The sequence below is a fragment of the Streptomyces sp. NPDC051822 genome (assembly GCF_044452745.1).
In the GTDB taxonomy this organism is placed as follows: domain Bacteria; phylum Actinomycetota; class Actinomycetes; order Streptomycetales; family Streptomycetaceae; genus Streptomyces.
Genome location: NZ_JBITBZ010000004.1, coordinates 136428 through 158255 on the forward strand (window position 1 = coordinate 136428; position 21828 = coordinate 158255).

Genomic DNA, 21828 nt, shown 5'->3' on the forward strand with positions numbered 1-21828 from the left:
TTTGAGCTGGTCGAGCTTGCCGATTTGTCGAGTCTAATGTTCCGTCTTGGATCGTGGGCATCGGGCCGGTGGGTGAGGCGTCACCCGCACGGCCTACACACCGCTGATCTGTACGGCTCTGTACGGCCCGGACACTGCTCCGGACGCAGCAGTGCCCGGCGCCGGTTTCACGGCGCCGGGCGGTGTGGCGGGCGTTACGCGCGCGCGTGGAGCAGGCTAGGCGCGTCCGGCCGTCTTCTGCGTCTTGCGGGAGACCGAGTCGATGATCACCGCGATGAGCAGCACGGCTCCGGTGATCATGTACTGGATGGCGTTCGAGGACAGGTTCATCTGGTTGAGGCCCTGGACGATCGACTGGATGACCAGGATGCCGAGGAGCGCCGACCAGACCTTGCCGCGTCCGCCGAACAGGGACGTACCGCCGATGACCGCCGCCGCGATGCACATCATCAGCTGGTTGCCGCCGCCGAGGGAGCGGTCGGCGCCGCCGGTCGCGGAGGCGAGGAAGAGGCCGCCGATGGCGCCCATGGTGCCGGAGATCATGAACACCGAGATCCGGATCCACGAGACGTTGATGCCCGCGCGGCGGGCGGCCTCGATGCCGCCGCCGACCGCGAAGACCTGACGGCCGTAGGTGGTGCGGCGCAGCACGAAGTCGGTGACGAGCAGGATCACCAGGAAGATCACCAGGGAGAGGGGCAGGCCCTGCTCCTGGTTGAAGCCGTACGCGGCGACGAGGACCAGGACCGCGAGGACGGCGGTGCGCAGGATGATCTCGCTCTGCGGGCGGTGCGGCAGTTCGGCGGCCTTGCGGCGGCGCGCGTCGCGCAGCTGGGCGAGGTAGAAGGCGGCGACGACGGCCACGGCGAGGCCGTAGGCGGCGGCGACGTCGGAGAAGTAGTACTTGGTGAGGTCGCCGACGAAGCTGCCGATCGGGGTGGGGATGGTGGACCGCTCGCCCATCACCCAGGTCTGCAGACCGGCCCAGCCGAGGAAGCCGGCGAGGGTGACGACGAAGGCGGGCACGCCGATCTTGGCGAAGACCAGGCCGTGGAAGGCGCCGAGCAGGGTGCCGGACAGGATGCCGAGGAGGATGGCGAGGGAGTCCGGCATGTCGGTGGCGAGGACGCCCCAGACCGAGCCGGCCAGACCCGCCACGGAGCCGACGGCGAGGTCGATCTCGCCGAGCAGCAGCACGAAGACGATGCCGACGGCCATGATGCCGGGGCCGACCGCGTACAGCGTGATCTGGTCGAGGTTGTACGAGGTGATGAAGTTGCCGGTGAGGGCCTGGAAGACGATGCCGATGACGACGAGGCCGACGACGACGGGCAGCGAGCCGATCTCGCCGGAGCGGATCTTGCGCTTGAACTCGTCGACGTAGCCCTTGAAGCCCTGCTCGCGCACGAGGAGGCGGGGGTCGACGGCGGGGATCGCGGCGGCGGCGGCCGGCGCCTCCTCGCTCGTACGCGGGTCGGGCACGGCGGCCTGGTCGCTCGCGGTGGAAGGGGTGTTGCTCACTTCGCTACCTCCGCGTTGCGGGCCTGGCGGCGGGTCACGGCGTTGTCCGTGGCACCGGTGATCGCGGCGATGATCTCTTCGTGCGTGGTGGTGGCGACCGGGAAGGTGCCGTTGTTGCGGCCGAGGCGCAGCACCGCGACGGTGTCGGCGACGGCCTTCACATCGGCCATGTTGTGGCTGATGAGGATGACGCCGAGGCCCTGCTCGCGCAGCCGCTCGACCAGGTCGAGGACCTGCGCGGTCTGCTCGACGCCGAGGGCGGCGGTGGGCTCGTCCAGGATCACGATCTTGGGGTTGCCGACCAGGGCGCGCGCGATGGCGACGACCTGCCGCTGGCCGCCGGAGAGGGCGGCGACGGGGATGCGGACGCTGGGGATGCGGATGGAGAGCGTGGAGAGGAGGTCCTTGGCCCGCTTCTCCATGGCGACCTCGTCGAGGACGCTGCCCTTCTTGATCTCGCGGCCGAGGAACAGGTTGGCGACGACGTCGAGGTTGTCGCAGAGCGCGAGGTCCTGGTAGACGGTCGCGACACCGAGGCTCTGGGAGTCCTGCGGGCGGTTGATCTCGACCCGCTCGCCCTCCCACTCGATGGCGCCCTCGTCGATGGGGTGCACACCGGCGATCGTCTTGACGAGCGTGGACTTGCCCGCTCCGTTGTCGCCGACGAGTGCGACGACCTCTCCTGCGTGGACTTCGAGATCGACACCGGAGAGGACCTGAACCGCTCCGAACCGCTTGAAGATCCCGCGCAACGCCAGCACGGGCGTCTGGGACACGTGAACCAACTCCTTCGCCGCCCGCGGGCGGCGGCATGTCGCGCCGCCGGTGCAGCGCCAAAGTTCGAGGGGGGGTGAGCTCGTCCGGCCCCCGGACCGACAGCGGGGTCTGGGTCGGCCGGGGGCCGGACGGGCTGGAAGGGGACGGATCCGGTCGTCGTTCGCCGGCCGTTGTTACCGGGGGTCTTCACCCTCTGTACGCGGGCCGTGGCGGCGGCCCCGGGGCGGCCCCGTCCGAGGGGGCTGCCCGTCCGCGTACGCGGTCGGCGGCGGGATCCGTGGGCCGGGCCCCCTGAGGGGGCCCGGCGGGGTGGGGCAGGGTTACTTGATGCCCAGCTCGGTGCACTTGGCGGCGAGGTCCGCGGTGCAGAGGTCGGCGGCCTTGTAGATGCCGTCCTTGATGACCGTGGTCTGGATGTTGGCCTTGTCGACCACGACCGGGGCGAAGAGCGTGGACGGCACGCCGTCGGTGTTGCCCTGGGCGCCGAGCTCCTTGCCCTGGAGCAGGTTCACCGCGAACTTGGCGGCCTCGGGGGCCAGCTGGAGCGGGGACTTGTAGATGGTGAAGGTCTGCGAACCGGCGATGATCCGCTGGATGCCCGCGACCTCGGCGTCCTGGCCGCCCACCGGGATGCCCTTGATGCCGGCGTTCTCGAGGGAGGTGATGATGCCGCCGGCCATGCCGTCGTTGGCGGAGTAGACCGCGCCGATCTTGTCCTTGCCGACCGACGAGATCGCGGCGGACATCTTCTCGCCGGCGATCTTCGGGTCCCACTCGCCCGAGGCCTCGTAGGCGATCTTGCCGACCTTGCCGTCCAGGGCGGTGTGGGCGCCCTTCTTGAAGAGACCGGCGTTCGGGTCCTTCTCGTCGCCGTTGATCATGACGACGTTGGCGGCGGCGGCCTTGTCGCCGAGGGCGGCGAGGAGCGCCTGGCCCTGGAGCTCGCCGACCTTGTTGTTGTCGTGGCTGACGTAGGCGTCGGCGCCCTTGACGGCACGGTCGTACGCGACGACCTTGACGCCCTTGGCCTTGGCCTCCGTGACCCAGCCCTCGGCCTTGGTGGCGTCGACCGAGCCGAGCGCGATGACCTTGACGCCGTCGGCGATCAGCTGGTCGAACTGCTGCTTCTGCTTGACGACGTCGGAGACCGCGTTGTTGTAGACGACCTCGCAGTCGCCGCAGGCCGCCTTGACGGCCTTTTCGAACTGGGGCTTGTCCAGGGTCTCGTAGCGCGCGGTCTTGTTCTCCGGAAGGAGCAGACCGATCTTGGTCGAGCTGCCCTTGTCTGCGCTGTCGTCGCCGCCGGCCTGGCCGCAGGCGGCGAGCGAGAGGGCCATCGAGACCGCGGCCGTGGCTATGACGGCGCGACGCGTCACTGCGTTCATGTGGGGTTGCCTCCCTGACGAGGCCGCGACGTTGCGGCCGAGGTTGCACGAAGTCAACTCGGCCGAAACGTTGACGTCAAGAAGTAAATTCTTAACGAGATGACAACGGTGGTGTTCGTTATCTAAGTGAACGCAAGGCGTGATGCCGGAGCCGCCATGGGCAGCACGCTCTCAGGACTCTGGAAAAGCGTCGAATCACCCATTTCGTTCAGCGCGAGGGCGAGCGCGCCGAGCACTTCGGCCCGCCCGCCGAGGGCCCCCTGGGTCAGCGAGAGCTGCCGGGCGGCGCTGGGGATCGCATACCGCGAGACGGAGTCCCTGATGGGCGCCAGGACCAGCTCGCCGGCCTCCGCGAGGTCGCCGCCGAGCACCACCCGGCTGGGGTTCAGGAGGTTGCAGAGGTTGGCGATGCCGCTGCCGATGTGCCGGCCGACGTCGGCGATGACCCGGCGGCAGCCGGGGTCGCCCTCCCGGGCCAGCTGGACCACCCGCTCCATCGTCAGATCGGGGCCGTGGCTGGGCTGGAGCAGCGGCAGCACGTACCGCGCGGCGGTGAACGTCTCCAGGCAGCCCCGGTTGCCGCAGCGGCAGACCGGGCCCGACTCGTCGAGCGTGATGTGCCCGATCTCGCCGGCCGTGCCGCCGGGCCCCCGGTAGACCCGCCCGTCGATGACGAGACCGGCGCCGACGCCGCTGGCCACCTTGATGTACGCCAGGTCCTTGACGCCCCGCCCGCTGCCCCAGACCAGCTCGCCGAGCGCGCCGAGGTTGGCGTCGTTGTCGACGTGCACGGGGACGCCGAGGCGGCCGGACAGCTCCTCCGCGGGGTTGATCCCGCTCCAGCCCGGCAGGATCGAGGTCGATCCCAGGGTCCCGGAGGAGACGTCGATGGGGCCCGGCACGCCGAGCCCGATGCCGATCACCTTGTCCTGGCCGATCCCGGTGGCCCGGATCAGGCGTTTGACCAGCTGTTCGGCCCTGTCGAAGCCCTCGGCGGCGGAGGCGTCCACGTCCAGCGGCTCGGCCTCCTCCGCGAGCACCTGGTGGGCGAGGTTGCCGACGGCGACCCTGAGGTGGGTGTGGCCGAAGTCGACGCCGATCACGATGCCGGCGTCGCCGGAGAGCGAGACGCTGCGGGCCCTGCGGCCCCCGGCGGAGGTGGGTGTGACGTCGACGGTGCCGCCGTCCTTCAGCTCTCTCACGATGTTGGAGACCGTGGCGGCGGACAGGCCCGTCGCCCGGGCGATCTCCGCCTGGGTGAGCGAGCCGGCCATGCGCACCGCCCGGACGACCCGTTCGAGATTGGCCCTGTGCAGAGACGTCTGCGACCCCGGAGTCTCCATCGACTCACTCACTCCCACCGTTTTCTCCAACATGTGAACCCTAAGGGGACGCTTTCGGCTCGTCTCCCGTCAAGACCTTGAGTGGCGGTGGGTACGGGTCACACGACACGAAGGGCCCCCGACGCGTGGTGCGTCAGGGGCCCTTCGGAGGGGGTCGCGGCTACTTCACGGCGCCGGCGGTCAGACCGGCCACCACCTGCCGCTGGAAGATGATGTACGCGGCGAGGACCGGGAGCATCGCCATGACGAGTCCGGCGAAGAGCCCGGACCAGTCGCCCTTGTAGCCCTGGCTGACGGCGAGCTGGACGAGGCCCTGGGAGAGCACCTTCCCCTCCGGCTCGGTGTTGAGCACGGTCGGCAGCAGGTACTGGTTCCACTGGCCGAGGAAGTTGAAGATGCCGACGCTGATGAGGCCGGGCTTGGCCATCGGCAGCATGACCTGGAAGAAGGTCCTGGTGTGCGAGGCGCCGTCCACGAAGGCCGCTTCCGCCACCGAGGACGGGAGGGTGCGGAAGAAGGCGGTGAGGAAGAAGACGGTGAACGGCAGCGAGTACGCGATGTAGACGAGGATCAGGCCGTGCAGCGTGTTGAGCAGGGCCATGTTCTGCATCACGTAGAACAGCGGCACGAGCGCCAGGATGATCGGGAAGCTCATCCCGCCGATGAAGAGGAAGTAGATGAAGCGGCTGCCCGGGAAGTCGAAGCGGGCCAGGACGTAGGCCGCCATCGAGCCGAGGAGCAGGGTCCCGAAGAGCGATCCGCCGACCACCAGGATGGTGTTCAGGAAGTAGTCGCTCATGTGCGCCTCGGTCCAGGCGCGCGACCAGTTCTCGAAGTGCAGCCTGTCCGGCAGCGCCCACGGGGAGGTGAAGATCGCCCGGTCGGTCTTGAACGAGGTCATGACCGCCCAGAGCAGCGGCGTCACGACCATGATCGCCCAGATGATCAGGACGCCGTGCGAGAAGACGTTGAGGGCCGCGCCCTCGGCCTTGGCGGTCTTCCGGGGCGCGGGCGGCGCCGTCTTGGTGACGGCGGAGCCCGGGCCGCCCGGGGAGCCGGGGGTCTCGACGCCGGTGGGGGCAGTGTCGGTCGTCTTCATCAGAACTCCAGCCGCTCGCGCCGGCCGACCTTCATCACGACGGCCGCGAAGGCCAGCGTGAGGAAGAGGAGCGCGACGCCGATGGTCGTGGCGTAGGCGGCCTGACCGTCCCGGAACGCCTTCTGGTACACGTACAGGGGGAGGACGATGGTCGAGTAGTCGGGCCCCCCGCCACTGGGGCCGACGGTCATGATCTGGACGACGGCGAAGGACTCCGCGCCGAGCGCGAGGATGCCCATGTAGATCCAGCCCGACTGCACGGTGTCCCAGAGCAGCGGCAGGGTGATCTTGAAGAAGGTGGTGAAGCGGTTCGCGCCGTCGAGCAGGGCCGCCTCGTAGAAGTCCCGCGGAATGGACGCCATGCCGGCCGAGAAGAGGACGACGAAGAATCCCACGGTGGACCAGACGAGGACGACCATCACACAGATGAGGGCGAGGTCCGGATCGCCGAGCCAGTCCGGCTGGACGCTGTCGAGACCGACACCCTTCAAAACGGAATTGATCGCTCCGCTGTTCGGGTTGTACGCGAACTGGAAGAGCAGCGCCACGATCGCGATCGACAGCACCTGCGGGAAGAAATAGACGATCTTGTAGAAGGACGAACCGCGCACACCGGCGATGGCCGCGCCCCTGCGGCGCCGACCGCCGACGTTCAGCATGAAAGCGAAGAACAGCGCGAGTCCGACGGTCACCAGCGGCAGCACCACCGCGAAGGTCAGACTGTGCTGGAGCGACTTCCAGAAGATCTCGTCGTCCAGCATCCTGCTGTAGTTGTCGAATCCGACCATTCCGAATTCGGGGCTCAGTCCCGTCCAGTCCGTGAACGAGTAATAGATGGACTGGATGAACGGCCAGATGACGAACAGCGCGTAGAGCGCGAGGGGGGCCGCCAGGAACCCCACGATGAAACGGTACTTGCCGTGTTGCATTTCCTACCGACCCCGATCTTCCCGCGGAGGCGCGCCGCTGCTGTGGCGCGCGAAGGGCCCGGGGCCCGCTCCCGGTCGGCGGGAAGGGGCCCCGGCACTGCTCACTGGTGCTTGTAGTGCTTGATCGAGGAGTCCTTGGCCGCCTCGTCGGCGTACTTCTGGATCTTCTTGATCGTCTCGGCCGGGGTCGCGCGGCCGGCCATCATCTCGCCGATGCCGGCGACACCGATCTTCTCCTTCTGGAGGGCGACGTACCAGTCCTGGAGGCGCGGGTTGACCACGTTCTGGCCGGCCTTCTCCAGAGCCGCGACACCGGACTTGAGGCCGGGGGTCAGGTCGATGCCGTCCGTGCCGCCGTTGAGGGCCGTCAGGGACTTCACCGACTGGGTGAAGTTCTTGGAGGACGCCTCGCTGAGCATGATGCGCAGCTGCTCCATGCCGCCCGCCGGGTTCGTCGCCTTCGCCGGGACGATGAAGGGCTCGCCACCGGAGGCCCAGATGGTGCCGAACGGCATCTTGTCCGAGGAGTCGATGCCGGTCGGGGCCGAGACGGCCAGGTCGAAGTCGGCCGGCATGGTCTTCGCGGCCTCGTTCTCGACCCAGGAGCCGTTCGGGATGAACAGCGCCTTGCCCTCGGTCCAGGCGGTCTGCGACTGGATGTGGTCGAGGCCGGGCGTGCCCTTGAGGATGTAGCCCTTCCTGACCAGCTCGTAGTACGCCTCGAAGCAGGCCTTGACCGCGGGGTGCTCCCACGCCTTGGGCTCGAGGTTGTCGATGGCGTCCAGGACCTCGCGGCCGCCGACCTTGCCGATCATCGGGTAGAGCGAGAAGGGGACGTAGTACGGGTGCTTGCCGGCGTACGTCCAGCCCGCGATGCCCTTCTTCTTGGCCTTCTCGCAGACGGCCAGCATCTCGTCCCACGTCTCGGGGTACTTCGCGTCGAGCGAGTCGAGAAGCTTCTGCGAGTACCAGACGCCGTAGATCGTGTAGGCGTAGTACATGATCCACACCGGGTCGCCGTCGAACTGGCCCATCTCGACGATGCCGGGCCGCAGGGTGTCGCGGACCTTCTTGCTCGGGTCGTCGATGGAGGGCGCGTCGAGGAGCGGGGTGAGGTCCGCCAGCTGCTTCTGGCCGACGAGGACACCCATGTCCATCTGCTCGGCGCCGGAGTTGTCGATGAGGTCCGGCGGGTTGCCGCCGTTGAAGCGCGGCTGGAGCGTGGTGGTGATCTTCTGGGTGGGGGTGAACTTGACCTTCGCCTTGGGGAAATTGGTCTCGTAGATCTTGACCGCGTCCTTGGCGTACTGCTGTCCGAATCCACCGTCGAAGAGGACGAAATCGAGCGGTGCCGACTCGTTCACCGCGAGCGGGTTCTTTTCGGACTTCGTGCCCTTCTCGACCGCTCCGTTGCCGCCGCTGTCACTGCTGGCACAGGCGGAGAGGAAGCCCATCGTCGGTACGGAGATCAGACCGATAGCGGCAGAACGCTTGATCAGATCGCGACGGCCAAGGCCCTCATTGTCGTGTGCGGAGGTGGATCCCATGCTCAAGTCCTCGCCTTCATTCAGGACTCAGGCGGTGTACCGGTCGCCCGTACTCACTCGCCACAGGCGAAGGGCCCCGCCACCGCGGTCATTTGCAGCCGGGTCGTGCAGGCGTCGGGCCGTCGTGTGATGGATACGACTGGCTGGACGCCGACAGGTATAGTCCACTTCCCTTCGTGGGAGCAAGATCGAAAGCAGGTTTTGGCTGCCATCTTTCCCGAGTTGAGACCTCCGGGATAAGCACGCTGGATCTGCGGCGTTTCGTCCAACCATTGGCCGTGTAACACCCTTGACAGCGCCTCAGGCGAACCCGTACCGGGGTGATGGCGCGCGGTCCGGCCGCGCCGCCAGAGGAGAGTGAGGAGCAAAAGGTACATAAGGCCGGGATCGAAACAGTTGTGTCACAAACCCGCCGTCCGGTGAAGATTCCGTAAGGACGATCCGGGATCATGGGTGTCCCGCCGTCTCCGTCCTCACGGACGGACCGACGCGGGGTCTGACTGTTTTCCTCTCGAATCTGGAGTACTACGTGGCCAACTCTTCTGGCCTGAACCGCACGGGCGTCCTGTCCCGTGTCACGGTCGCTGCGATAACGGCCGCCCTCGTGGGCACCACCACCGCCGCCGTGGCGGCCGAGGCGCCGGTCGCCCCGCGCGCCGCGAAGCCCTCCGCCACCGCCTCGGTCACCGCCGACGCCGGCACGACGGCCGCCTCGGTCGACGGCGAGCTCCGCTTCCTCAACGGTGTCTCCGGCTCCTCGCTCTACTGGTACGAGCCGAACGGCTCCGGCGGCTTCGAGGCGCGCAACCACGCCACGGACACCTGGGGCAGCGTCAAGAACGCGCAGCAGGCCGACAACGACGTCGACGGCATCGCCGACGACACCTGGATCTGGTACACCGACGGAACCATGGCGTACAACGCGGAGGAGTCGGGGAGCTCCGCGTTCACCACCGTCGGCAGCGGCTGGAACATGTACAACAAGGTGATCTCGCCCGGTCAGCTCGGCGGCGGCGCGGGTGCGGACCTCATCGCCCGCGACTCGGCCGGCGTGCTGTGGATCTACCTCGGCTACGGCAACGGCAAGGTCACCAGCCGCTACAAGGTGGGCGGTGGCTGGAACGCCTACAATCAGATCGCCGGCGTCGGCGACCTGAGCGGTGACGGCAAGGCCGACATCGTCGCGCGCGACGGCTCGGGCGTCCTGCGGCTGTACAAGGGCACGGGCGACTACAAGGCGCCGTTCACCAGCCCCACCAAGATCGGTGGCGGCTGGGGCATCTTCAACGCCCTCGTCGGCATCGGCGACCTCGACTGGGACGGCCGCAGCGACCTGCTCGCCCGTGACACGTCGGGCAAGCTCTACCGCTACTCGGGCACCGGCAACGCCGCCGCCCCGTTCAAGCCGGCCGCCGTGATCGGCACCAGCGGCTGGAACACCTACCGCCTCATGTTCTGATCCACGTCCCGTCCTCGGACGGTCGTGTGACGTACGAAAGGGCCCCGCTCCTCTTCCGAGGAGCGGGGCCCTTGCCGTTACCGGATCCGGTGCTGGTGTCAGCCGCGGATCAGGTTGCGGAGCACGTACTGCATGATGCCGCCGTTGCGGTAGTAGTCCGCCTCACCGGGGGTGTCGATGCGGACGACCGCGTCGAACTCGACACCGGTGTCGGTGGTGACCTTGACCGTACGCGGGGTCGTGCCGTTGTTGAGCTCCTCGACGCCGGTGAAGGAGAAGGTCTCCTCGCCGGTCAGGCCCAGGGTCGCGGCCGACTGGCCCTCCGGGAACTGGAGCGGCAGGACGCCCATGCCGATGAGGTTCGAACGGTGGATGCGCTCGTACGACTCGGCGATGACGGCCTTGACGCCGAGCAGCGCGGTGCCCTTGGCGGCCCAGTCGCGGGACGAGCCGGAGCCGTACTCCTTGCCCGCCAGGATCGCGAGCGGGATGCCCTGCTCGATGTAGTTGCGGGAGGCGTCGTAGATGAACGACACGGGCGCGCCCTCGACGGTGAAGTCGCGGGTGAAGCCGCCCTCGGTGCCCGGCGCGATCTGGTTGCGCAGGCGGATGTTGGCGAAGGTGCCGCGGATCATGACCTCGTGGTTGCCTCGGCGCGAGCCGTAGGAGTTGAAGTCACGACGCTCCACACCGTGCTCGGTGAGGTACTTGCCGGCCGGGGTGTCGGCCTTGATGGCGCCGGCCGGGGAGATGTGGTCGGTGGTGACCGAGTCGCCCAGCTTGGCCAGGACACGGGCGCCGACGATGTCGGAGACCGGGGTGGTCTCCATCGTCATGCCCTCGAAGTACGGGGGCTTGCGGACGTAGGTGGACTCGGTGTCCCACTCGAAGGTATTGCCGGTCGGGATCGGCAGCGCCTGCCACTGGGCGTCGCCCGCGAAGACGTCCTGGTAGGACTTGTTGAACATGTCCTCGCCGATGGCGTTGGCGACGACGTCGTTGACCTCGGCCTCCGTCGGCCAGATGTCGGCCAGGTAGACCGGCTTGCCCTCGGTGTCGACGCCGAGGGCGTCCTTGGTGATGTCCACCTTCATGGAGCCGGCGAGGGCGTACGCGACGACCAGCGGCGGCGAGGCCAGGTAGTTCATCTTGACGTCGGGGTTGATGCGACCCTCGAAGTTGCGGTTGCCCGAGAGCACCGAGGTCACGGCCAGGTCGTGCTCGTTGACGGCCTTGGAGACCTCCTCCGGCAGCGGGCCGGAGTTGCCGATGCAGGTGGTGCAGCCGTAGCCGACGAGGTTGAAGCCGACCTTGTCGAGGTACGGGGTGAGACCCGCCTTGTCGAAGTAGTCGGTGACGACCTTCGAGCCCGGGGCGAGGGTGGTCTTGACCCACGGCTTGCGGGTCAGGCCCTTCTCCACGGCCTTCTTCGCGACGAGCGCGGCGGCGACCATGACGTACGGGTTCGACGTGTTGGTGCAGGAGGTGATGGCCGCGACCGTCACCGCACCGTGGTCGATCTCGTAGGTGGAGCCGTCGGGGGCGGTCACGGTGACCGGCTTCGACGGGGCGCCGTTCGGCGTGTTGGCCGGGGCGTCGGAGGCCGGGAAGGACTCCTTGCCCGCCTCGTCGACGTCGTCGACGTAGTTGCGGACGTCGAGCGCGAACTGCTGGGCGGCGTTCGCGAGGACGATGCGGTCCTGCGGGCGCTTCGGGCCGGCGATGGAGGGGACGACCGTGGAGAGGTCGAGCTCCAGCTTCTCGGAGAAGTCGGGCTCGGCGGCCGGGTCCAGCCAGAGGCCCTGCTCCTTGGCGTACGCCTCGACGAGCGCGACCTGCTGCTCGGAGCGGCCGGTGAGCTTGAGGTACTTCAGCGTCTCGCCGTCGATCGGGAAGATCGCGGCGGTGGAGCCGAACTCCGGCGACATGTTGCCGATGGTGGCGCGGTTCGCGAGGGAGGTCGCGGCGACGCCCTCACCGTAGAACTCGACGAACTTGCCGACGACGCCGTGCTTGCGCAGCATCTCGGTGATCGTGAGGACCAGGTCGGTGGCGGTGGTGCCGGCCGGGAGCTCGCCGGTCAGCTTGAAGCCGACGACGCGCGGGATGAGCATGGAGACCGGCTGGCCGAGCATCGCGGCCTCGGCCTCGATGCCGCCGACGCCCCAGCCGAGCACACCGAGGCCGTTGACCATGGTGGTGTGGGAGTCGGTGCCGACGAGGGTGTCGGGGTACGCCTGGCCGTTGCGGACCATGACCGTACGGGCCAGGTGCTCGATGTTCACCTGGTGGACGATGCCGGTGCCCGGCGGGACGACCTTGAAGTCGTCGAAGGCGGTCTGGCCCCAGCGCAGGAACTGGTAGCGCTCCTTGTTGCGGCCGTACTCCAGCTCGACGTTCTGGCCGAAGGCGTCCGCGGTGCCGAACTTGTCGGCGATGACCGAGTGGTCGATGACCAGCTCGGCCGGGGAGAGCGGGTTGACCTTCGCCGGGTCGCCGCCGAGCTCCTTGACGGCCTCGCGCATGGTGGCGAGGTCGACGACACAGGGAACGCCGGTGAAGTCCTGCATGATCACGCGGGCCGGCGTGAACTGGATCTCCTGGCTCGGCTGGGCCTGCGAGTCCCAGCCGCCGAGGGCCCGGATGTGGTCGGCGGTGATGTTCGCGCCGTCCTCGGTGCGGAGCAGGTTCTCCAGGAGGACCTTCAGGCTGTAAGGGAGGCGCGCGGAGCCCTCGACCTTGTCCAGCTTGAAGATCTCGTACGACTCGTCGCCCACGCGCAGCGTGCTGCGGGCGTCGAAGCTGTTCGCCGACACGACAGTCTCCTTCATCAGTGTGCGCGTATACCGCGCAGCGACAATATGCGGCTGCCGCCGCGTGGTGCCGCCCGACTCCCCGCCGATCCGCTAAGGTAAGGCTTGGTTAGGTAACCCTTACCGGGTGGGCGGCCACGGTGCGCCGTAAGCAGTTATCTCGATGTCGAGATAACTCTAGTGCATCCCCGCCGCTCGGTCATGCCCGGCATGCCTTCGTACGCCTTCCCATGCGTTCGCGCGCCTTCGAGCCGGAGCCGACGGGGGAAGCACCCCGCGCGGTCAGCGCAGTCCGAAGCCCTTCGCCCACGCCGCCACGTCGGCGGTCGTCGCGTTGCCGCCGCACACCACCAGGCCGAGCCTGGCGTCCGCGCCGACGCGCTCGAGCACCCGGCGCGCCGCGGGCAGCAGGCAGCCCGCGGCCGGTTCGGCCCAGACCTTCGCGTGCTCGGCCAGGTCGAGGGTGCCCCGTACCGCCTCGGCGTCGGTCACCGTGAGGACATCGGTCACGAGCGCGCCGACGTGCTCGTAGGTGAGCGGGGAGGCGCTGGGGGCGCTCAGCGTCGAGACGATCGACGACAGCTCGACCGGCACCGGCCCGCCGGAGGCGAGGGCGGCCGACATGGCGTGCGCCCCCTCCGTCTCCACGCCCCAGATCCGCACACCGGGGCGGCGGGCGAGGAGCGCGGTGGCGACGCCGGCGATCAGACCTCCGCCGCCGATGCTGACGAGGACGTCGGTGAGCTCGCCCGCGTCCTCGGCGAACTCCAGGCCGACCGTGCCCTGGGCGGCGATGACGACGGGGTCGTCGAAGGGGTGGACCAGGGTGAGCCCCTTGCGGCGGAGTTCGTCCACGAGGGCGAAGGCGGCGTCCATGCCGTCGGCGAGGACGACGCTCGCCCCGGCGGCCTCGGCGAGTTCCACCGCGCGGCCGGGGGCGGAGCGCGGCATGACGACGGTCGCCCTGATGTCCAGCGCGCCGGCCATGACCGCGACCGCGATGCCGTGATTGCCGCCGCTGACCGCCACGACCCCGGCGGCGCGTTCGGCCTCGTCGAGCGCGAGCAGTTTCGCCGTCGCGCCGCGGGCCTTGAAGGAGCCGGTGCGCTGCAGCAGCTCCAGTTTCGTGGTGACGGGCGCGCCCAGGAGCGCGGAGAGCCCGGGGCTCGGCACCGTCGGCGTCCGTACGACGTGTCCGGTGATCCGCTCGGCCGCGGCTTCCACGTCCTCGACAGTGATCAGCACATTCGCCTCCGTCACTCGCGCAGCAGTTCGATCATCCTATGCCGGTGAGGGGTGGCGTGCCGCGGAGCGGCGGAAGGTGCGGCGGTAGGTGTCCGGGGGGACGCCGAGGGTGCGGTTGAAGTGGCGGCGCAGGGTCGTGGCCGTCCCCATGCCGGTGGCCGCCGCGATCGTGTCGAGGCTGTCGCCGCTGGACTCCAGGAGTTCCTGGGCGCGCCGGATCCGCTGGATCAGGAGCCACTGCAGCGGGGTCGACCCGGTCACCGTACGGAAGTGGCGGCCGAGGTGGCGCGAGCTCATGTTCGCGCGCCGGGCCAGGTCCTCCACGGTCAGCGGCTGGTCGAGCCGCTCGATCGCCCAGGGGAACAGGTCGGCGAGCGGATGGTCGTCCTGGGCCGGTACGGGGGCGGTGACGAACTGCGCCTGGCCGCCGGACCGGTGCGGGGGCACGACCAGGCGGCGGGCGATGGTGTTGGCGTACGCCGAGCCGTGGTCGAGACGGACGAGGTGCAGGCACAGGTCCATCGCGGCGGCCTTGCCCGCGGAGGTGAGCACGCTGCCGTTGTCGACGTAGAGCACGTCCGGGTCGACCTCCACCAGCGGGTGACGGGCCGCCAGGTCGTCGGTGTGCGCCCAGTGGGTGGTCGCCCGCCGGCCGTCGAGCAGCCCCGCGGCCGCCAGCACGAACGCGCCCGTGCACAGCGAGGCCACCCGGGCGCCCGCCTCGTGGGCCGCGCGCACCGCGTCGACCAGTTCGGCGGGCGGGGTCACGTCGACGTCGGCCCACCCGGGGACGATCACCGTGTCGGCGTGCGCGAGCCGGTCGAGCCCCGCGTCGGGCTCCAGGGCGAACCTGCCGAACCGCACCGGGCCGGGGCCGCAGACGGTGAGGTCGTACGCGGTGTCGCCGAACACCTCGTACGCCACGGAGAGTTCGAAGTGCAGCATGCCGTCGGTGACGGCCAGTGCGACGGATTCCATGTCCGTAATTGTACGGGGCATGTCGTTCCGGACACTGGCTCGGCCCGGTCGCCGCTGACAGGCTCCTCGTATCGGAACAGGGCAGCGAGCAGCAGCGGACGACGGAGGAAATCATGGGATCGGAATCGGTTGCGGGACGCACTGTCACGGTGTTCGGCGCTTACGGGCACACCGGGCGCTTCGTGGTGGCGGAGCTGCTCGAGCGCGGGTTCGTCCCCGTGCTGTCCGGACGCGACGCGGGGAAGCTGGCGGAGTTCGCGGCGTCCCGTCCGGAGCTCTCCGGGCTCGACGTCCGGCCGGCCACGGTCGACGACCCGGCCTCGCTGGATCGCGCGCTCGCCGGCGCCGCCGCCGTCATCAACGCCGCGGGGCCCTTCGCCTCGACGGCCGCCCCGGTGATCGAGGCGGCGCTGCGCGCCCGGATCCCGTACGTGGACGTGGCGGCCGAGATCGAGGCCAACGTCGACACGTTCGCCCGCTTCGCGGAGCCGGCCCGTGCGGCGGGCACCGTGGTGGTCCCCGCGATGGCCTTCTTCGGCGGCCTCGGCGACCTGCTCGTCACCGCGGCGATGGGCGACTGGACGGCGGCGGACGAGGCGCATGTGGCGTACGGGCTGAGCAGTTGGCACCCGACGGCCGGCACCCGCACGGCGGGCGCGGTCTCGCGGGAGCGCAGGGACGGCAGGCACGTCCGCTTCACCGGGGGACGCCTCGAGTACCGCGACGAGGCCCCGTCCGGCACGGAGAAGTGGTCCTTCCCGGAACCGCTGGGAATCAGCCCGGTGATCGGCGACTTCACCATGGCCGACGTCGTCACCGTCCCCAGCCATCTCGCGATCCCGGAGGTCCGCACCTACATGGCGGCCACGGCGGCCCGGGACCTGGCCTCGTCGGACACTCCGGCACCGGCCGCGGTCGACGAGCGCGGCCGGTCCGCGCAGACCTTCCTCGTGGACATCGTCGTGCGCTCCGGAGGTGAGGAGCGGCGTGCCGTGGCGAGCGGCCAGGACATCTACGCCGTCAGTGCGCCGCTCGCGGTGGAGGCCGTCGACCGTGTCCTCACGGGGCGGACCAGGGCGGTGGGGGTCGCCTCCGCCGGCGCGCTCTTCGACGCGCCCGACTTCCTCCGCGCCCTTTCCGCCCATGTTTCGGTGGAATTGCCGTAACGGCTCGGGGGCACCCCGTACGGGCGCGGTCCGATTGCCCGGGCCGTACGGCGGGCCGAGGATCGGACCATGTTCAGCGGCGCGCATGTGATTCTGTACACCCGGGACGCGGAGGCGGACCGGGCCTTCCTGAGGGACGTGTTCGGCTTCGAGCACGTGGACGCCGGCGGCGGCTGGCTCATCTTCAAACTGCCGCCCGCCGAGGTCGCGGTGCATCCCACGGATGACGAGCCGAAGCACGAGGTCTACCTCATGTGCGAGGACCTCACCGAGACCCTGACGACCCTCGAGGACAAGGGCGCCGAGATCTCACGCGCCATCACCGACCAGGGCTGGGGCCTGCTCGCCGCCGTCCGGCTGCCGAGCGGCACCGAACTCCCCCTGTACGAGCCGCGTCACCCGACCGCGCACGGCGGCCTTTCACCCTGATGGCCCACCCCCACGTCAGCCCCATCTCATATCTGAGATAACGTGACGCCATGGCAGACGACTACCTCGTACGCATCGGCAAGCTCATCCGTGACGCCCGGCAGCACCGCGGCTGGACGCAGACGCAGCTCGCCGAAGCACTGGCCACGAGCCAGAGCGCCGTCAACCGGATCGAGCGCGGCAACCAGAACATCAGCCTTGAGATGATCGCCCGGATCGGCGAAGCCCTCGACAGCGAGATCGTGTCCCTGGGGTACGCGGGACCGATGCACCTCAGGGTCGTCGGCCGCCGCCGGCTGTCCGGCGCCATCGACGTCAAGACGAGCAAGAACGCCTGCGTCGCGCTGCTCTGCGCCTCCCTCCTCAACAAGGGCCGCACGGTCCTGCGCCGGGTCGCCCGCATCGAGGAGGTCTTCCGCCTCCTGGAGGTCCTCAACTCCATCGGCGTGCGCACCCGCTGGATCAACGAGGGCGTCGACCTGGAGATCGTGCCGCCGGCCGAGCTGGACATGGACTCCATGGACGCCGAGGCCGCGATCCGCACCCGCTCGATCATCATGTTCCTCGGCCCGCTGCTGCACCGCATGGACCGCTTCAAGCTGCCGTACGCCGGCGGCTGCGACCTCGGTACGCGCACGATCGAGCCGCACATGATCGCACTGCGCCGCTTCGGCCTCGACATCACGGCCACCGAGGGCATCTACCACGCCCAGGTCGAGCGCTCCGTCTCCCCCGGCCGCCCGATCGTGCTGACCGAGCGCGGCGACACCGTGACGGAGAACGCGCTCCTCGCCGCGGCCCGCCACGACGGCGTCACCGTCATCCGCAACGCCTCCTCCAACTACATGGTCCAGGACCTGTGCTTCTTCCTGGAGGCCCTCGGGGTACGGGTCGACGGCATCGGCACCACCACCCTGACCGTGCACGGCGTGCCGCAGATCGACGTGGACGTCGACTACTCCCCCTCCGAGGACCCGGTCGAGGCGATGAGCCTCCTCGCCGCCGCGGTCGTCACCGAGTCGGAGCTGACGATCCGCCGGGTCCCGATCGAGTTCATGGAGATCGAACTCGCCGTCCTGGAGGAGATGGGTCTCGACCACGACCGCTCGGCCGAGTACCCGGCGGACAACGGCCGCACCCGCCTGGTCGACCTGACGGTCCGCCCCTCCAAGCTGGAGGCGCCGATCGACAAGATCCACCCGATGCCGTTCCCCGGCCTGAACATCGACAACGTCCCCTTCTTCGCGGCCATCGCGGCCACGGCCCAGGGCAAGACCCTCATCCACGACTGGGTCTACGACAACCGCGCCATCTACCTCACGGACCTCAACCGCCTCGGCGGCCGCCTCCAGCTCCTGGACCCCCACCGCGTCCTGGTGGAGGGCCCCACCCGCTGGCGCGCCGCCGAGATGATGTGCCCCCCGGCCCTGCGCCCGGCGGTGGTCGTCCTCCTCGCGATGATGGCGGCCGAGGGCACGTCGGTCCTCCGGAACGTGTACGTCATCAACCGCGGTTACGAGGACCTCGCGGAGCGCCTGAACTCGATCGGCGCGCAGATCGAGATCTTCCGGGACATCTGAAGGATCGCCAGAAAGTCGCCGACGCAACCATCCTGACCTGCAACAATGCACAATGGCGGGAGGCATGGCGTGCCTCGTGGGACTTCTCTGGGACTTTTGCGCCCGAGTCGGCACACTACGAGGCCGCCACCCTGAGGGAGAGCCGTCCGGCCCAACGTTACGCCGAGACCGCACGACGGCGACCCTGCGGGCAGGTGACTGGATCCCCGTACCGCTTCGGCTCCCGTACGACCGCGAGGGACCTGCCGATACCCGGCATGATCCTGCCGCACCATCGCATCGGCGTGCCGACGGACAGGGTGTGCCCCCTGTGCGGTGGGCTGCTCCACCGCACAGGGGGCACTGCGCCGCATCATTCACGGCTTACGCAAAACCTCAGGAGGCCCAGTTGGCCGCTCCGCGCAGGAGGCGGTGGTCGGAGACCTCGGTGTCGACAGGGAGTGAGTCGCCGACGACGTCCTTGAAGTGGCGCGTACTGAAGAACAAGTAGTCGATTTTGCACCAGTACTCGTCGCCCTGCACGTCGACTTTACCCAGGCTGTAGAAGGTGGGCTCGCCGCTACGGCACTCAAGGGATCCCGCGGGGCACTGAAGGACGCTGTTCGGGATGTCGTTGGGGTTGGTGCCGGTGTCGCTCTGGTCTGCCTCGGTGAAGACCCCATGTGAGTTCCCTCCCGCGGCGGGACTGTAGAACCCGTCCATGAACGTGTCGCTCGGGAAGCCGTTGAAGTCCCCGCCCAGGATGACCGGGATACCGGCCCGCTCCCAGGCCTCCACCTGCCAGCGGAGGTCGGCGGCTTCGGCGTCCCGTTCGGGGTTGGTGCCATCAGGGTGGCCCCAGAACAGGTGCACCGAGCAGGCCCAGGTCAACCGGCCTCGGAGGTCGCTCTTCACACAGGGAACACGGATCGGCTCGGTCTCTGTGCTGCCCTGCGTCAGGTCCAGCGTCTTGGTCTGGATGATGGCGCCCTTGACGAAGAGGGCATTGCCGTAGGGGTCACCGGCACAGGCGTCGCCCCGTCCCGTAAGGGCCGCTGTGAACCGGCCGTTGAATCCCAGCGGTGCAAGCTTGGTACTGAGCTCGGTGTACTGGTCCTGGCACACCTCTTGGAGGAATATCTGGTCGGCCTTCCAGCCGGTGGAGTTGGCCTCCGCCACGATGCTGTCGATCCGGGCCGCGTTACTGTAGCCGGTCGGTCCCTGGCCTTCCTTGCACATGTTGCCGCACATGTTGTAGCTGACGAACCGCAGCGCCTGTGTGGTGGTGACGGGGACGCTGTCTGCGGCGGCGGGGGTCGGGGAGGAGAGGGTGGTGAGCAGCAGCGCTGCCGCGGTTCCCAGGGTTGCGGCGAGTGCCTTGAGACTTCTCAACGGTGTTTCCTTGCTAGGGGTGGTGTGGGTCTCTCACAGCGCTGCCGGGTGACCGCGGGCCGGGGCGTGGTGGGTCGGTGCCCAAACGCCGGCCGTAGGTGTCGCAGCACCGGAGCGCAGGCGAGGAAGGCAGAGAGAGACGCGCCGGGTCACGGGGCCCTGGCGGGCTCTGTGGGAACGGGCTGAGATCGCTCAGGCGAGCTGGCGGTTGGTCTTCCAGGTGAGGTCGCCCAAAAGGATCCGCTGGTAGGTGTTGAGCTGGCCGTTGCCCTGACCGGTGTAGCGGTTCAGGCTGCCCTCGTCCCAGATCGCGATGAGGTCCGCGAAGCCGTCGCCGTTGTAGTCGCCGGTGGCCAGATGCCGGACGGTGCCCCACGTGGCATCGCCCCTCGCGACCGGGACCTCCGTGCTGAGCGTGCCGTCGTTACGGCCCTTGTAGTAATGCAGGGTGCCGTTCGGCCATACCGCCATCAGGTCGGCCACGCCGTCGCCGTTGTAGTCACCGGCCGTGAGGTGCTTGGTGTCGCCCCAGGTGGTGCCACCGAGAGCGATCGTGGCCTCTGGGTCGACGGTGCCGTCGCCCTTGCCGCGGTAGTAGTGCAGGGTGCCGTTGGGCCATACCGCGATGAGGTCAGCGATGCCGTCGCCAGTGAGGTCCCCGGCCGTGAGGTGCTGAAGGCTGCCCCAGGTGCTCCCGTTCAGGGCAACCGGCTGCTGGTTTTCGATGGTGCCGTCGCCCTTGCCGCGGTAGTAGTGCAGGGTGCCGTCGTCCCATACCGACATCACGTCCGCGATGCCGTCGTTGGTGAAGTCCCCCTTGGCCAGGTGCCTGGTGTAGAGCCAGCTCTTGTCCCCCGTCAGTTGGGTCCGGGCGTCGAGAAGCCCGCCCGCGCCGTCGCCGGGGTAGGAGTGCAGGCTGCCGTCGTTCCACACGGCCGTCAGGTCGGCGATGCCGTCGCGCGTGAGGTCGTCCTGGGAGCGGACGGTGGTCTCGTACTTGACCTCGGTCCGGAACTCGGTCATCCGGGTGTAGACGCCGTAGCCGATCGAGTTCTTGCAGCCGGCGTTGAAGGAAGCGATGCCGGCAAGGACGCCGCCCACGACCAGGGGACCGCCCTCGTCGTGGTCGCAGAAGGTGTTCGGCTCGTCCGGACTGCCCGCGCACACAGCGGTCGTCGTGTCGAGCGAGATCCCTCTTGCCTGGTACTGAGCGGCGCAAGTGGCATCGGCGACCATGGGCACCGGGGTGCTCTGCAGGAACTTGCTGCCGTCGGGGTCACCGGTGTAGGTGCCGCCCCAGCCGTAGACGGTGCCCATCGTGCCAGGCGTGTAGACGGCGGGGCTGCTGGCGATGGGCAGCGGGTCGATGGCCAGCGGCGTGTGCAGGCTCAGAAGGGCCAAGTCGTTGACGTAGGAGCCGTCACCGACCTTCTTGTACGCGGGCTGCTCCCACTTCTTCGTGACGAATCGTTCCTGGCCGCCGGAATCCGCGACATTGGCACGACCCGCAACGATCTTCAGATCGGCAGCCGTTCGCAGCTCGACGCAGTTCGCCGCCGTCGCGACGTGGCTCTTGCTGACGAGGACGCCTCCGCACGCGAACGCGTACCCGCTGCCGACCTTCTCGTAGACCATCACCATCCATGGCACCGTGGCGGTTTCGACGGGCGTCCCGCCGATGATGTACGGCGTGACGTCGGGGCCGTCGTCGGCGGTCGCCTGGCTTGCTGTCGCGGTCGCACCGATGGCCGCAAGAAGGGCACCGGTGAGACCTGAGATAAGTCGGCGCCCTATTCGTTGGCGCGAAATCGTACCCATGTAATGCTCCAGCTTGAAAGCCAGGCGCAGGGCGGTGCCACGCAGGGAAGAATGAGCTAGCCGAATTACGCCACACCATGCGAAATCTGGTTGCGGCGATAGACGTGAAGGCGATCCCCCCCGACTCCTGTGGGCCCCCCAGCTTGGCAGAGTCGATTGATCAAGCTCACCGTAAGGTGCAGGTCAACGGCTCGTCAACTTGTGATTTGGCAGTCAGGCCAGCCCTGCCGTGACGCCCGTCACACCAATTCGTACCCGATTCTCCTGATCCATGAGTAAAGATCACAGAGGAGGTGGGCGAATTGCAAGCGAAGTGAACCTTCCCTATGTGACTCATTCTCCGGTGAGACGCTTCTCAACTGATCGAC

Annotated in this window: 16 protein-coding genes; 4 read left to right on the top strand and 12 right to left on the bottom strand. The window is 68.7% G+C overall.

All coding sequences use genetic code 11. From position 1 onward, the window contains the following. Positions 1-216 precede the first annotated feature (216 nt). The 7 genes from ACIA8N_RS15655 to ngcE all read right to left on the bottom strand — a co-directional run bounded on the left by ACIA8N_RS15655 (position 217) and on the right by ngcE (position 8601). Positions 217-1521, bottom strand: coding sequence for a sugar ABC transporter permease (locus ACIA8N_RS15655; RefSeq protein ID WP_365780607.1), 1305 nt, complete (start codon positions 1519-1521; stop codon positions 217-219). Next, positions 1518-2297: an ATP-binding cassette domain-containing protein gene (locus ACIA8N_RS15660; protein ID WP_030146842.1), complete on the bottom strand. Its 780-nt coding sequence runs from the start codon at positions 2295-2297 to the stop codon at positions 1518-1520. Before ACIA8N_RS15660 ends, ACIA8N_RS15655 begins: the two co-directional genes overlap by 4 nt. 321 nt (positions 2298-2618) lie before the next feature. Further along, positions 2619-3683: a substrate-binding domain-containing protein gene (locus ACIA8N_RS15665; protein WP_365780606.1), complete on the bottom strand. Its 1065-nt coding sequence runs from the start codon at positions 3681-3683 to the stop codon at positions 2619-2621. A gap of 122 nt (positions 3684-3805) precedes the next feature. Next, positions 3806-5026, bottom strand: a complete 1221-nt coding sequence (locus tag ACIA8N_RS15670) for an ROK family transcriptional regulator (RefSeq protein ID WP_365780605.1) — start codon at positions 5024-5026, stop codon at positions 3806-3808. 160 nt (positions 5027-5186) lie between these two features. Beyond that, positions 5187-6125: a carbohydrate ABC transporter permease gene (locus tag ACIA8N_RS15675; RefSeq protein ID WP_365780604.1), complete on the bottom strand. Its 939-nt coding sequence runs from the start codon at positions 6123-6125 to the stop codon at positions 5187-5189. Continuing rightward, positions 6125-7054, bottom strand: a complete 930-nt coding sequence (locus ACIA8N_RS15680; protein ID WP_365780603.1) for a sugar ABC transporter permease — start codon at positions 7052-7054, stop codon at positions 6125-6127. Before ACIA8N_RS15680 ends, ACIA8N_RS15675 begins: the two co-directional genes overlap by 1 nt. 101 nt (positions 7055-7155) lie before the next feature. Beyond that, the gene (ngcE, locus tag ACIA8N_RS15685) at positions 7156-8601 is read right to left on the bottom strand and encodes an N-acetylglucosamine/diacetylchitobiose ABC transporter substrate-binding protein (RefSeq protein WP_365780602.1); all 1446 of its coding nucleotides are present in this window, start codon (positions 8599-8601) and stop codon (positions 7156-7158) included. Positions 8602-9130: 529 nt separating this feature from the next. Here ngcE and ACIA8N_RS15690 point away from each other — a divergent pair. Next, the gene (locus tag ACIA8N_RS15690; RefSeq protein WP_365780601.1) at positions 9131-10060 is read left to right on the top strand and encodes a VCBS repeat-containing protein; all 930 of its coding nucleotides are present in this window, start codon (positions 9131-9133) and stop codon (positions 10058-10060) included. A 98-nt stretch (positions 10061-10158) separates the two neighbouring features. Here ACIA8N_RS15690 and acnA read toward each other — a convergent pair whose 3' ends face one another. The 3 genes from acnA to ACIA8N_RS15705 all read right to left on the bottom strand — a co-directional run bounded on the left by acnA (position 10159) and on the right by ACIA8N_RS15705 (position 15096). Next, entirely contained in the window at positions 10159-12876 is a 2718-nt protein-coding gene (gene acnA, locus ACIA8N_RS15695; RefSeq protein ID WP_365780600.1) for an aconitate hydratase AcnA, read from the bottom strand. A 279-nt stretch (positions 12877-13155) separates the two neighbouring features. After that, positions 13156-14115 (bottom strand): threonine/serine dehydratase, encoded by a 960-nt coding sequence (locus ACIA8N_RS15700; protein WP_365780715.1) that lies wholly within the window; start codon positions 14113-14115, stop codon positions 13156-13158. A gap of 39 nt (positions 14116-14154) precedes the next feature. After that, positions 14155-15096, bottom strand: a complete 942-nt coding sequence (locus ACIA8N_RS15705) for a helix-turn-helix domain-containing protein (RefSeq protein ID WP_365780599.1) — start codon at positions 15094-15096, stop codon at positions 14155-14157. A gap of 113 nt (positions 15097-15209) precedes the next feature. Between ACIA8N_RS15705 and ACIA8N_RS15710 the strand changes: the two genes are divergently transcribed. The 3 genes from ACIA8N_RS15710 (at position 15210) to ACIA8N_RS15720 (ending at position 18271) form a co-directional block, all read left to right on the top strand. Beyond that, entirely contained in the window at positions 15210-16262 is a 1053-nt protein-coding gene (locus ACIA8N_RS15710; protein WP_365780598.1) for a saccharopine dehydrogenase NADP-binding domain-containing protein, read from the top strand. A 69-nt stretch (positions 16263-16331) separates the two neighbouring features. Continuing rightward, positions 16332-16691 (top strand): VOC family protein, encoded by a 360-nt coding sequence (locus ACIA8N_RS15715; protein WP_365780597.1) that lies wholly within the window; start codon positions 16332-16334, stop codon positions 16689-16691. Between the two features lie 50 nt (positions 16692-16741). After that, on the top strand, positions 16742-18271 hold the full coding sequence (locus tag ACIA8N_RS15720; RefSeq protein WP_359213893.1) for a UDP-N-acetylglucosamine 1-carboxyvinyltransferase: 1530 nt from the start codon (positions 16742-16744) through the stop codon (positions 18269-18271). A 375-nt stretch (positions 18272-18646) separates the two neighbouring features. Here the strand turns inward: ACIA8N_RS15720 and ACIA8N_RS15725 are convergent, their stop codons facing one another. Together ACIA8N_RS15725 and ACIA8N_RS15730 are read right to left on the bottom strand one after the other, a co-directional pair. Beyond that, positions 18647-19642 (bottom strand): endonuclease/exonuclease/phosphatase family protein, encoded by a 996-nt coding sequence (locus ACIA8N_RS15725; RefSeq protein WP_365780596.1) that lies wholly within the window; start codon positions 19640-19642, stop codon positions 18647-18649. 192 nt (positions 19643-19834) lie between these two features. Next, positions 19835-21460 carry a trypsin-like serine protease gene (locus ACIA8N_RS15730; protein WP_365780595.1) on the bottom strand — a complete coding sequence of 542 codons (1626 nt, stop codon included), beginning with the start codon at positions 21458-21460 and terminating at the stop codon, positions 19835-19837. Positions 21461-21828: the final 368 nt, after the last annotated feature.